The 12,711-nt window shown below is 70.8% G+C and carries 9 protein-coding genes; 3 read left to right on the forward strand and 6 right to left on the reverse strand.

Translation table 11 applies throughout. From position 1 onward, the window contains the following. Nucleotides 1-102 precede the first annotated feature (102 nt). The gene (locus ACZ5XZ_RS17670) at nt 103-1,158 is read left to right on the forward strand and encodes an aldo/keto reductase (protein WP_468978830.1); all 1,056 of its coding nucleotides are present in this window, start codon (nt 103-105) and stop codon (nt 1,156-1,158) included. Nucleotides 1,159-1,243: 85 nt separating this feature from the next. Here the strand turns inward: ACZ5XZ_RS17670 and ACZ5XZ_RS17675 are convergent, their stop codons facing one another. Both ACZ5XZ_RS17675 and ACZ5XZ_RS17680 read right to left on the reverse strand, forming a co-directional pair. Then, nucleotides 1,244-2,422: a L,D-transpeptidase family protein gene (locus ACZ5XZ_RS17675; protein ID WP_468978832.1), complete on the reverse strand. Its 1,179-nt coding sequence runs from the start codon at nt 2,420-2,422 to the stop codon at nt 1,244-1,246. A gap of 211 nt (nt 2,423-2,633) precedes the next feature. Continuing rightward, a complete protein-coding gene (locus ACZ5XZ_RS17680) occupies nt 2,634-3,917 on the reverse strand; it encodes a DUF6777 domain-containing protein (RefSeq protein WP_468978835.1) in 1,284 nt (427 codons plus the stop codon). 189 nt (nt 3,918-4,106) lie between these two features. Here ACZ5XZ_RS17680 and ACZ5XZ_RS17685 point away from each other — a divergent pair, with 189 nt between their 5' ends. Continuing rightward, on the forward strand, nt 4,107-5,411 hold the full coding sequence (locus tag ACZ5XZ_RS17685) for a streptophobe family protein (RefSeq protein ID WP_468978837.1): 1,305 nt from the start codon (nt 4,107-4,109) through the stop codon (nt 5,409-5,411). Between the two features lie 18 nt (nt 5,412-5,429). Here the strand turns inward: ACZ5XZ_RS17685 and ACZ5XZ_RS17690 are convergent, their stop codons facing one another. From ACZ5XZ_RS17690 to ACZ5XZ_RS17700, 3 genes are read right to left on the reverse strand one after another with little or no spacing between them, the layout of a single operon-like run. Further along, on the reverse strand, nt 5,430-6,383 hold the full coding sequence (locus tag ACZ5XZ_RS17690) for a serine/threonine-protein kinase (protein WP_468978839.1): 954 nt from the start codon (nt 6,381-6,383) through the stop codon (nt 5,430-5,432). Next, nucleotides 6,380-6,928 (reverse strand): hypothetical protein, encoded by a 549-nt coding sequence (locus ACZ5XZ_RS17695; protein ID WP_468978842.1) that lies wholly within the window; start codon nt 6,926-6,928, stop codon nt 6,380-6,382. The genes ACZ5XZ_RS17690 and ACZ5XZ_RS17695 overlap by 4 nt, the downstream gene beginning before the upstream one ends. A gap of 16 nt (nt 6,929-6,944) precedes the next feature. After that, entirely contained in the window at nt 6,945-9,284 is a 2,340-nt protein-coding gene (locus ACZ5XZ_RS17700; RefSeq protein WP_468978845.1) for an FHA domain-containing protein, read from the reverse strand. Nucleotides 9,285-9,670: 386 nt separating this feature from the next. Here ACZ5XZ_RS17700 and ACZ5XZ_RS17705 point away from each other — a divergent pair, with 386 nt between their 5' ends. Then, a complete protein-coding gene (locus tag ACZ5XZ_RS17705) occupies nt 9,671-11,248 on the forward strand; it encodes a solute carrier family 23 protein (RefSeq protein ID WP_468978848.1) in 1,578 nt (525 codons plus the stop codon). Nucleotides 11,249-11,332: 84 nt separating this feature from the next. On the opposite strand, the gene ACZ5XZ_RS17710 is transcribed toward ACZ5XZ_RS17705, so the two are convergent. After that, entirely contained in the window at nt 11,333-12,058 is a 726-nt protein-coding gene (locus tag ACZ5XZ_RS17710; protein ID WP_468978851.1) for a transcriptional regulator, read from the reverse strand. Nucleotides 12,059-12,711: the final 653 nt, after the last annotated feature.

Here is a 12,711-nt window from a genome sequence, read left to right on the forward strand (position 1 = left end):
CCTCGTGAACGGGCCCCGGCGGTCGCGCACGACTTGCGTTGAAGCGCGCTCCAGCTCCTAGCGTGAAAGCCACACGTCGAGCGAGGAGACGAAGGGAACACCGTGCGCTACACACTGTTCGGCAGGACCGGTCTGCGGGTGAGCGAGCTGAGCCTGGGGACCATGACCTTCGGCGAGGAGTGGGGGTGGGGTGCCGCCAAGGACACCAGCCGCCGCATCCTGGACGCCTACGCGGACGCCGGCGGCAACTTCGTCGACACGGCCAACAACTACACCGACGGCACGGCCGAGCGGATTCTGGGCGAGCTGCTCGAAGGCCGCCGGGACAACTTCGTGCTGGCGTCCAAGTACACCTGCGCGACCCGCAAGGGCCAGGTCAACGCGGCGGGCAACCACCGCAAGAACCTGGTCCGTTCGGTGGAGGAGAGCCTTGCGCGGCTGCGCACCGACCACCTCGACGTGCTGTGGGTGCACGCACGGGACAACTTCACCCCGGTCGAGGAGGTCATGCGGGCACTGGACGACCTGGTGCGCTGGGGCAAGGTGAGCTATGTCGGCGTCTCCGACTGGCCGGCGTGGGAGATCGCGCAGGCCAACACCCTCGCCGAACTGCGCGGCTGGACCGCGTTCGCGGGCTCGCAGCTGCGCTACAACCTGCTGGAGCGCACGCCGGAGCGGGAACTGCTGCCGCAGGCCCGCGCCTTCGACCTGGCCGTGCTGGCCTGGGCGCCGCTCGCGGCCGGCCGGCTCACCGGCAAGTACCGCCGTGGCCAGAAGGGCCGGCTGGACACCGTCGAGAGCGTCGCGCAGGACCACAACCCGGAGGAGACCGTCACCGCGGTGCTGGAGATCGCCGAGCAGGGCGGCTGGAGCCCGGCGCAGGTGGCGCTGGCGTGGCTGCGCAGCCGGCCCGGCAACGTCATCCCCGTCATCGGCGCCACCAAGGAGAGCCAGCTCGCCGACAACCTCGCGAGTGTCGACGTCGAGCTGGACGCCGACGCGCTGGCGCGGCTCGACGCGGTGAGCGCGGTGCCGCTGGGCTTCCCGCACGACTTCCTGCGGGAACCGGGCATCGTCGAGAACGTCTACGGCGACCGGTGGGCCGACATCGAGGACCGGCGCTCCACGTACCGCCGGACGACGACCGAGGTCCGCTGACCGGTGCCGTGTGCCGGGGCGGACACGACACACGCCGCCGCCCGGACGGCCGGGCGGCGGCGTGTACGGGGGAGAGCCGCGGGGCCTACTTCAGCGCGCTGCGCTGCTGCCACTGCTGCCAGGTCTCCTGCCAGACCTCCAGGCCGTTGCCGACATCGGTCTTGTTGGGGTTGCTGGTGCCCTTCACCTCGACCGTGGAGCCGATCGTCAGGAAGTCGTAGACCTTCTTAGCGTCCTCGGTGGTCATGCCGAAGCAGCCGTGGCTGTTGTTGACCACACCGATCTGCTTGTTCCACGGGGCGGAGTGCAGGAAGGTCCCGGAGGCGGTGAGGTGGGTGACCCACTTCGAGTCCAGCATCCACTCGTCGCCGTGGCCGATGGTGGACGAGTCCATCGTCTCGGCCGCGTTCTTGCTGCGTACGGTGTGCACCCCGCCGCGGGTCGGGTCCTGCGGGGAGCCCGCGGAGCCGGAGATGGTGCCGACGTTCTTGCCGTTCTCGTACATCGTCAGGGTGTGCGAGGGAACGTCGATGACGGCCTTGTGGTCGGCGCCGATCTTGAATCCGAAGTTGTAGTCCCGGGCGAACCAGCCGCCGTCGGCGCCGGAGTCGATACCGCCCAGGGCGCCCTTGACGGAGACCTTGGTGCCGGCCGGCCAGTAGTCCTTGGGGCGCCAGTCGATCCGGTTCTTGCCGCTCCAGTCCTTGACCCAGCCCCAGGAGCCCTCGACCTTCGGCTGGGTGGTGACCTTCAGCGCCTTCTCGATCTCGGCGCGCTTGTTCTCGGCCACCGGGTGGTCGAAGAGGATCGATATCGGCATTCCGGTGCCGACGGTCTGCCCGCCGCCGGGGGTGTTGGTGAGCTTGTTGACCTTGTCGGCCTGCTCGGTGGTGAAGACCGAGGTGGCGGCGGACTCCTTGCCCTCCGCCGACTTCGCCTTGGTCTTCACGGTGTAGGTGGTCTGCGGCCTGACCTTGCCGTCCGACGCCCATGACGTGCCGTCACCGGCCAGCCGCCCGGTGACCTCGCCGCCCTTGTCGTCCTTGACCTCGACCGAGGTGAGCTTTCCGCGGTCCGCCCGGACGGATATCGGCGAGCCGAGCTTGGCCGACTTGGTGCCCCCGGCCGGGGTGACGGTCACCTTGGCCGCCGGCTCGTCCGCCTTCGACGATGCGGCACCGCCCCCGCACGCGGTCAGCAGGCCGGCCGCCGCTATCAGGGCGGGTATCAACCGGGCGGGGTGGCGACGGAGTGCGGCATGCACTGGGGACCCTCCAAAGCAGAACGACTGGCGTTGGCGGGGCCCGGCCCTGTGAGGGCGTAACCGTCAAAGGCTGCCAATGCACCCGCCGCTTATGCAGAGGGTCTGTCCGCTGTGGTGGTTGTCCGGTGCACCGAATATTCAGGACACGGTTCGGTATCGATGGTGTGCGGCTCGGTGTCGAAGGTGCGCGGCGCGGGCGCCGGGCGGTGCGTCAGGTCGCCGGCGCGGTCCCTTCGGAGTGGGGCTCACTGCCGGGGGACCCGTTGCTGCCGGTCGTCCCCCCGCCCGGTTGCTCGACGTTGGGCGAGGTGTCCCCGGTGGTTCCGCCGGTGGTCGCGCCGGTGGTTCCGCCGGTGGGCGGCTCGGTCGTCCCTCCGGTGGTGTCGGTCCCTCCGGTGGTCTCCGTCCCGGTGCCGGTGTCCGGCGAACCGGGTTCCGACGTCGTGGTACCGGTCTCCCCGGTGGTGCTCTCGGTGGGCGGGAGTGAGGACCCGGTCGGCGGGGACTCGGTGGTGGGGCCGCTGGGGGTCTCGGAGGGCGGGGCGGTCGGGCGGTCCCCGGTGGGGCCCTCGGCACCCTTGGGGCGCTTGAACCACTTGCCCGTCTTCGGGTCGCACAGGGTGAACGCGCGGACCGCCTTCTTCGAGGGCTTCACGACGACCGCGTGGGAGGGCTGGTAGCCGGCCCACGGATGACCGCCCGTCTTCGCCCCCGTGAGTGCCTTCGGCTTCGTCAGCGGGTTCCCGCACTTGCAGCGCACCCGCGGTACTCCGTACGCGTCGACCAGCACCGCGGTGCCGGCCTGCAGCACCGACTGGAAGGGGTAGGCCTTGTGGTCCTTGTAGCCGTGGTTGGTGACCCGGGTGTCGTAGCGCAGCTGTACGGGCGTCAGCGACCGCAGATAGGCCGGGATGTTCTCCGGGGCCTGGCCCACGACGGCGGCGAACGCCCGGTTCTTCGCGGGGACGCTGCCCAGGTACCTGATCTGCTTCTCGATGTCGCAGCTCGCGCTTTTCTGGGTGCCGCCGTAGAGGCCGGGCATCTCGCCGGAAATATTGGCGTTGGTGCCCTTCGCTGGCTTTCTGGGGGTCTCGGACGGGGCGGGGGCGGATTCGGTCGCCGTCGACTTCGTGAGGGGGTCCCGGCCGGTCGAGCCGGCCGGTTCGGCGAAGACCTCGGTCGTGCCGGCGCCGTTCGGACGGTTGAGGACGAGGGTCAGGATGACGGCCGCGACCACGGCGGCCGCGATGATCGCGACTTTCGGCGCGGACCGCCACCAGGGGCCGCCGCCCCCGGACTCGCCACCGCCGCCACCGCCGCCGCCCCCCTTGCCGGGACCGCGGGGCGGGGGAGGCGGGCCCCCGGCCTCGGTCCGCGGCTGCGGCGTGTCCACCCGGGTCGGCTCGTGCGGAGTGTCGGCCGGGGTGTCGGACGGGGTGAGCGGACCAGCCGGCGGCCCGGTCGGGCGACTGTCGGGCGACGGTGGCGATGTCACGGGTCCCTCTTCCGGCGCGTGCGGGCCATCCGCTCAAGCGAATTGCCCTAGTTTGTCGATGTCCACACCATTGTGTGCTCGGGTTCGGCACTCTCCGCAAGCGGGGCGGTACGCGGCGTGCTTACGGTGGTGGGTGCCTGCGCCACATGCCGTGGCCGCGGCATCCGCAGCGAAAGGTCAGGAGAGAGCGTGAGCCAGTCGCGAGGCCCCGCGTCCACCGTTCCCCCCGGCCCGGTGCACACCCCTGGCGTACCGCCCGCCGTACGCGCCTGGGGCGAGGCGCTGGGCGCGGCCGTGGCGGGCCTCGCCGCCATGCTCGTGGTCGCCGCGCTCGGCCTGTGGGCGGCCGGCGCGGCGGACCTGCCCGGCGGGGCGTTCCCGTCGGTGGTCGCGGCCGCGGTCCTGAGCGCCGCCGGCGGCTCGGTCACCCTGGCCGGCGATGCCGGGATCATCGGCGAGGCACAGGCCACCCTCGACGTCGTACCGCTGTCGGTCACCCTGGCCGGTGCGCTGGTGACCGGGTCGGTCTTCCTGCTGCCGCTGCGCCACCGAGCGGTCGCCGACACCCGGGAGCTGCTCGGCCGGATCGCCCGTACGGCGGTGTGCTGGCTGGTGCTCCTGCTGCTCCTCACGCTCGCCGCCCGGCACGACTTCCAGATCTCGGTGGGCGACGACCTCGTCGACCAGATCGGTGCCGAGCTGGGCAGCACCCCCACCGTCGGCTTCGCCGCCAATGTGCCGGCGACGCTCGGCTTCGGGCTCTTGTGGGTGCTGGCGGTGCTCGTGCTGACCTTCCTCGTCTCGCGCCGGGCGCCGCTGTCCTCCCGGCTGCTGCACTTCCAGGGCTCCGTACGGCCGCCGGCCTTCGCGATGCTGCTGACGCTGCTGATCTATGTGGTGATCGGGCTGATCATCGGCATCGTCGAGCTGATCACCAAGGACCGTCCGGCCGAGATCCTCGCGGTGCTCCTCCTCGGGCTGCCCAACCTGACCTGGATGGCGCTGGGCCTGGGGACCGGAGGCGGCTGGGTGGGGCATGCCGACAAGGCCATCGGGCTGCCGATGCCGCACGCCCTGGACCAGGTGCTGCGCGCCCGGGGGCAGCGGACCCTCGACGTCGGCACGATCGCCCAGCACGACGGTCGCGCCTGGCTGCTGGTGGCGCTGGCGGCCGTGGTGCTGCTGACCGCCGCCTTCACCGCGGCGGTCCGCTCCCCGGCCCGGCTGCCGGCCTGGCGCAACGCCGTCGAGCTGGCCGTGGCACTGGCCCTGACCCTCCTCGTCGTCGGACTGCTCACCCGGATCGACGCCCACTACGGGCTCTCCCTGATCGGGGTCGGCGACCTCGGCGGCAACCTGGGCGGCGAGGTCACCGTGTATCCGCAACTCTGGCGGCTGGTGGGGGTGGGCGCCGCCTGGGGGCTGGCCACCGGTTTCCTCGGCAGCCTGCTGGCGCGGGGCGTACGGCATCCGGGCGAGGCGCCCGAGCGCTGAGGAGCCGCCGGCCGGCGGCTATCGCCTGCTGCTGTGGAACACCGGGGCCGCCCAGGCCGGAGGGCGCGGCGGGCCGGTCTCCGCGATGGCCTCCCGCAGCGCCGCCACAAAGCCCCGGCAGGTCTCGTAGCGGTCCTCGGGCGCCTTGGCCAGGGACTTGGTGAACACCGCATCGACGGCCGGCGGCAGATCCGGACGCCGGTCGGTCAAGGCCGGCGGCTGGCGGTTCTGATGCGCCCACAGCAGGGCCAGGATGTCGTCGCACCTGAACGGCGGCGACCCGGTCAGCATCTCGAAGTGCACACAGGCCAGGCTGTAGATGTCGCACCGGCCGTCCACCGGGCCGCCCGAGACCTGCTCGGGCGCCACATACTCCGGCGTGCCGACGACCTGCCCGATGGTGGTGACACCGGACAGCGACATCGACCGCTTCGTCAGCCCGAAGTCGGTCAGATAGGCGTGCTCGGGACTGTCGTAGTCGGTGCCCTGGGCGATCAGGATGTTGCCCGGCTTGACGTCCCGGTGCACCAGGCCGTGGGCGTGCGCGGCGTCCAGCGCCGAGGCCACCTGGAGGCCGATCCGGCACGTGGTCTCCCCGGAGAGCGAGCCGTCGCGATCGATCAGCGCCGCCAGATCCAGCCCCTCGACGTACCGCATCGCGATGTAGAGCAGCCCCTCGGCCTCCCCGGCGTCGAAGACCGGCACGATGTGCGGGTGCTCCAGCCGGGCGGCGATCTGCGACTCGCGCTCGAAGCGTTTACGGAAGGTGTCGTCCCGGGCCCGCTCCGGCGCCAGCAGCTTGATCGCGACGATGCGCCCGAGCCGCACGTCCTGCGCCCGGTAGACCACTCCCATCCCGCCCCGGCCGATCTCGTCCTGGAGCAGATATCCGGCGATCCGGTGCCCGCGCAGCCCGGAGGAGTCCGGGGCGGTGGAGCGCTCCCGGTTGCGGTCGGCCGACTCGCTGTTCACCGTGACTCCGGGTACTCCTGGCCGGACGCGGGCCCCGGCCGCTGCCCGGAGTCCCTCGACGACGGTCCCGCACTCACCGCGCACGTCTGCATCGACACCCCGTCGCAGTAGCACCACCGCTCGTGCCGGGCGTCGTAGAGCCAGACCGCTTCGCCGTCCACGACGACGCCCAGCCGGGTGCCGCGGGTCCGCTCGGCGAAGGACTCGTGGTCGAGCTGCCGGGCGGCCAGCTCCTCGACCAGCCGCCGGTACCTGCCCAGCTCGTCCTCCGCCGCGCCCAGCAGCGACCGCGGGTCCGCGGTCCGGGCGGCGGGCTGCGCGGCGGTCGGCGGCTCGCGCGGCACGGTCAGCAGCAGCCGGCCGTCGACCCAGGCCGACCAGCCGTTGGAGCACAGCGCCAGCGCCCAGTCGCCGCGCCGGTCGACGACCTGGACGGGCAGCAGCGGGTCGAGCGGGGAGCTGGGCAGGGTCGAGTCCGGGGCGGACCAGGTCGCCATACCCTCCGGCGGGACGACATGGCTGGGCAGGAAGTCCGGCGAGGTCACAGGCGGCTCCTCGGTGCTAGGTGCGCATGATCTCGGGCTCGTGCCGCCGCAGCAGCTTGGTCACCACGAAGCCGAGGACCAGCGAGAGCACGATCATCATGCCCATGTTGAGCAGCCAGGTCCCCGGCGTGTGCTGGAACAGCGGGTCCGAGGCGCCCTGCGGCATCAGATGGCGCAGATCGATGGTGCCCGCCATGGCGCCGAGCGCCCACCGGGACGGCACCAGCCATGCCAGCTGCTCCAGCACCGGTACGCCGTTCAGCTCCAGCAGCGCACCGCAGAACACGACCTGGACGATCGCGAGGAGGACCAGCAGCGGCATGGTGACCTCCTCCTTGCGCACCAGGGCGGACACGAACAGGCCGAGCATCATGGCGGTGAACGCCAACAGCGCCACCGCGAGGGTGATTTCGATCAGTGGCGGCAGCAACACGCCTTTGCCGCCCGGAGCGTTCAGCTTGACGCCGATCAGTGCCACCAAGGTCAGCACCACGGCCTGGACGACCGTGATCAGGCCCAGGACCAGCACCTTGGACATCAGATACGCCGAGCGGGACAGGCCGACGGCTCTCTCCCGCTGATAGATCGTCCGCTCCTTGACCAGCTCCCTGACCGCGTTGGCGGCGCCGGTCAGCACCGCCCCGACGCACAGGATCAGCAGGGCGTTGATCGCCGAATCGCCGGTGAGCGCGGACCCGGCCAGCGCGTGCGCCATCGCCCCCATCACGAACGGCAGCGCGACCATGATGATCAGGAACGTCCGGTCGGCGGTCAGGGCCGCCGCGTACCTGCGGACCAGGGTGCTCAGCTGCGCGCCCCAGCTCTGCGCCTTGTGCGCCTCCACCGGGCCCTTCGGTGCCTCGGGGGCGCGTGGGGGCTGGTGGGAGTCCATGGCGATATAGCGCCGGTGCTGCGGCGAGGCACGGTACTCGTCCGCCCAGGCCCGGGCCCGGTCGTTCTCGAAGGCCTCGAAGGCCTCCGGCCACTGCGCGTAACCGAAGTAGGGCAGCGCCTCCGAAGGGGGGCCGTAGAAGGCGATCGTCCCGCCGGGCGCCAGCACCAGCAGCCGGTCGCAGACGTCCAGGCTCAGCACGCTGTGGGTGACGACGATGACGGTGCGGCCGTCGTCCGCCAGGCCGCGCAGCATGTGCATCACCGAGCGGTCCATACCGGGATCGAGGCCGGAGGTCGGTTCGTCGAGGAAGAGCAGGGAGGGCTTCGTCAGCAGTTCCAGTGCCACGCTCACCCGCTTGCGCTGGCCGCCGGAGAGGCTGTGGATGGGCTGGTCGACCCGCTGGTCGAGGCCCAGTTCGTGGATCACCTCGTCGACCCGCGCCTGCCGCTCGGCCTTCGCGGTGTCCTCCGGGAAGCGCAGTTGCGCGGCGTAGCCGAGGGCGCGCCGCACGGTGAGCTGCAGATGCAGGATGTCGTCCTGCGGTACGAGTCCGATGCGCTGGCGCAGCTCGGCGTAGTCGCGGTAGAGGTCACGGCCGTCGTAGAGCACCGTTCCCTCGTCCGCGGGGCGCAGCCCGGTCAGCGCGTTGAGCAGCGTCGACTTGCCCGCGCCGCTGGGTCCGACCACGGCGAGCAGCGACTTCTCGCCCACCGGGAAGGACACCCGGTTCAGCAGCGTCTTGTTGCCCTTGTCCACCCGGACGCTCAGGTCCTGCACGTCCAGCGACACCTCACCGGTGTCGGTGAACTCCTGCAGCTCGTCGCCGACGAGGGCGAACGCGGTGTGGCCGATACCGACGATGTCGCCGGGGCCCATCGGGGCCCGCTGCACCGACTGGCCGTTGAGGTAGGTGCCGTTGTGGCTGCCCAGGTCGACGATCTCGAAGCCCTCGGGGCCCGCCCGCAGTTCGGCGTGCCGGCGGGAGACCGAGAGGTCGTCGATGACCAGGTCGTTGTCGGGCGAGCGGCCGATCCGGGTGGTCCGGGCGGCCGGGATCGGCCGGATGGAGGTGGGGTGGCGGAAGGTGCGGGTGCCGGCGGGGTGGGAGACGGCGGACGGCCGGTCGACCCGGCTCGGCCGCGGCACTCCGGAGAGCACCGCGCACGGCCCGTCGGCGGGGTTGCCGAACCGGATCACGCTGCCCGGCCCGACCCCGGACTCCTGGACGCGGCGTCCGTCGGCGAAGGTGCCGTTCGTGCTGCCTTCGTCCTGCACCATCCAGTGGCCGGCCTCGGCCCGCAGGACCGCGTGGTGCCAGGAGACCCTGGCGTCGTCCAGTACGACCTCGCTCTGCGGGTCCCGCCCCACGTGATAGACGCGCCCGGGGCTCATCACCTGGGTGCCGCCGTCGGACTCGACGACGAGTTCAGGCGCGGTGGACGCGTCCGGCCGCTCAGCCATACCAGGATTTTACGGCGGCCGGCCACGCCCCGCCTGTTCGCGAACCGGCGGGGCGGCACACAAAGTCCCTGCCCAAAACGGCATTTCGCGGTATGAGCGCCCCTTATGCGAGCGAATACGACCGGTTACTCGCGAGAAAGGGCGCAGGTCAACTAAGGTGAGCAATTCGATTAGCCCAACCTGTAAATTCCAAGGAAATGCCGGAGTTTGCCGGCTGATCGAAGGAAGTCCTGTCGAACCAGGACGCAAAGTGCAGAACAGGGCTACGTGGTGTCGGCAACACCGCTAAACGTCGGCTTTGTAGGACCCAGCCGGTCCGTCTGTCATCCCGGACACGACGGTGCCGGTCCCTTCTTATTCACCTACCTCTAGAAGGCAAGGCAGAGATGGCACGAGTCTCCCGACAAGACCCCCCGCAGTTCCCCGGCCAGCGGGCGCACCCCGTCGACGAGGTCCTTCCCGTCGGCAAACTCACCCTCTACGGCTTTCAGCACGTCCTCGCCTTCTACGCGGGAGCGGTGATCGTCCCGATCGTCCTCGGGAACGCCCTGGGCCTCTCCCGCGAGGAACTCGTCTATCTGATCAATGCCGACCTGCTGACCTGTGGTGTCGCCTCGATCATCCAGGCCCTCGGCGTCTGGAAGATCGGCGCCAGGCTGCCCCTGGTCCAGGGCGTGACCTTCACCGCGGTCTCGCCGATGATCGCCATCGGGCTGGGGGCGGGCGGCGGCACCGCCGGGCTGCTCGTCGTCTACGGCGCGGTGATCACGGCGGGTATAGCGACCTTCCTGTTCGCGCCCTTCTTCAGCAAGCTGGTGAAGTACTTCCCACCGATCGTCATCGGCACGATCCTCACCGTCATCGGCCTCACCCTCATCCCACAGGGCCTGCAGGACGCGGCCGGCGGCGCGCAGTTGAAGGGGCACCCCGAGTACGGCGACACCAAGAACCTGCTGTACGCGCTGGGCACCCTGGTGTTCATCCTGCTCGTCGTCCGGCTCGGGAAGTCGTACCTGAGCAGTCTCGCCGTACTGCTCGGCCTGGTCGTCGGCACCGCGGTCGCCTGGGCCCTCGGTGACGCGGACTTCAGCGCGGTGGGCAGCGCCGACTGGTTCGGCGTCAGCACGCCGTTCCATTACGGAATGCCCAAGTTCGAGGTGTTCCCGATCATCGCCATGGTCGTCGTCATGCTGATCACGATGGTGGAGACGACCGGAGACGTCTACGCCATCGGGGAGATCACGCGCAAGAAGGTCGACAACACCACCGTCGCCAACGCGCTGCGCGCCGACGGTGTCGCCACCGTCCTCGGCGGTGTCTTCAACTCCTTCCCCTATGTGGCCTTCGCCGAGAACATCGGCCTGGTGCGGATGTCGAAGGTGATGAGCCGCTTCGTGGTGGTCGCGGCCGGCGGCTTCATGATCGTCATGGGGCTGCTGCCCAAGGCGGGCAGCGTGGTGGCCGCGATCCCGCACCCGGTGCTCGGTGGTGCCGCGATCGCGATGTTCGGCATGGTCGCCGCGGTCGGCATCCAGATCCTGGGCAAGGTCGATCTGCGTGAGGAGCGCAACGCCCTGATCCTGGCGGTCAGCCTCGCCGCCGCGCTGCTGCCGGGCGCGGTCGCGCCGTTCTTCGAGCGGATGCCGGAGGACGTCCGCGCGGTCCTCAACAGCGGGATCACGCTGGGCAGCCTGTCCGCCGTCCTGCTGAACCTCTTCTTCAACGTCTTCACCGGCCGCAAGGCGATGGAGATCGACTGGGACGAGATCGAGGCCGACGAGCCGGTGGAGGCGCACCAGCCGGCCGGTGCGCACGAGCCGGCGGAGCCGTACGGCCGGCCGGGCCCGCACCACCCGCAGGGCGGCTACAGCCCGCCGGCGCCGCAGCACCCGCAGGGCGGCGGCTACCAGGCGCAGGCCCCGCACGACCCGCAGGGCCCGCCCTGGGGGACTCCCGCCCACTGAAGGCCGCCGACGGCCGCGGGCGGGGAGGGAACCGGAATCCGGTCCCTCCCCGCCCGCCTGTCGCCGCCGTCCCCGCCGGTGCCGTCAGTGTGTGGTCACGGTGTTGAAGGGCGGTGCCTCGCCCGCCTCGCCGATCAGCTCCCAGAAGTGGTCGGCGAGCCTGCGCAGATACGCCGAGCGCTCGGCCGCGACCTCCTTGAGCCGGGAGTCGTCGTTCCGCGCCACCACATGCCCCATGTAGCGCTCGGAGAACTCCGCGAACTCCGCGTGCATCGTGCGCAGCGCGTCGCTCACCCGGGTCTTGTTCAGCGTGGTGATCTCGGTGACCGCTCCGACGTGCGCCTTCCAGCGCCCGTCGATGGCCGACCGCAGATGTCCGGCCAGTTCGTCGTCCCGGCCCATCACCCCGATCAGCTTGCGCAGCGACAGCCCCAGTGCCTCCACCAGCGCCTTGGTCTGCCGGTAGTCACCGCTCCACTGCTGTGCCGACTCGGCGGCCCAGTACCGGGCCGGGTCCATGCCGATCAGCTGTGCCAGCCGTTCCACGCTCAACTGGCGGGCCATCCGGTGTTCGGCGAGCGTCCGCGGCTCGATGCCCATCAGCACGGTCGGCGGGCACCACAGGACATCGGCGAGGGCGAACAGCTGAGGCTCGGTCGGTGCCTGGGAGCCGTACTCCCAGGCCTCGATCAGCTCGGGACGGACCGGCGCGCCGCACGCCGTCATGGCCTGGGCGACCTGAGCCGTACTCAGGCCCACCCGGGCCCGCGCGGATCTGGCCTCTGCGGGAGAGAAGGGAGTGCTGTACACGTACGGGACACCTCGCTGCACCCTTCGTTCGAGGGGTGCTTGGGGGGCGGGAGGCTGGAGGAAGCTCCAGGGGCGGGCAGATTAACAGATGGTCCATACGTACGAAGCTCCAGTTCCCTTGGAGTCGAAGGTTCCGGGTCCGACGGATGGGCGGGTGCGAGAGATGTGCACTATCTGTCCTAATTCGCTCATCAACTCACTTACTGGGTATAGCCGATGCCTCGGTGCTTACCGGGCGGTAGCGCGTCACGAGATCGCCCGGACGGCGCTCTGTAATGAGAGCGTTACGTGGATGAGGGGGTGGTGTCACAGTGACCCCCGAGGCTGGCGTTGCCGACCGACCCCGTCCCGCGGAGCCGGCCGGCGGCACACCGACATCCGGTCCTCCCCCCACAATCCGATCAGGATGGGACCCCCTCATATGCGATCAGTGCTCGAACGCGCCTGCGCGTTCCCCGGCTTGGAGCCTGCCTTAGCGGCCCGCCGCCCCTTCCCCGTCCGTCCCGCGGAGAGACGGACGCCGAGAGCGACCGAGGCGTCGCGCCCGCCATGCAGCTGACGGCCACGCGGCCGGCGGCCGGCTGACGGCCGAAGGTCCGGAAAAACGCCGCATACCCGGCGACCGGACCGCTTTCGCATGTCTCCTTGCACGA

The organism is Streptomyces sp. NPDC033270 (genome assembly GCF_055576575.1).

Bases quoted from the DNA above. Each gene is read 5' to 3' on its own strand.
- ACZ5XZ_RS17705 (WP_468978848.1), top strand. From the start codon at position 9,671: ATGGCACGAGTCTCCCGACAAGACCCCCCGCAGTTCCCCGGCCAGCGG.
- ACZ5XZ_RS17700 (WP_468978845.1), bottom strand. From the start codon at position 9,284: ATGGCTGAGCGGCCGGACGCGTCCACCGCGCCTGAACTCGTCGTCGAG.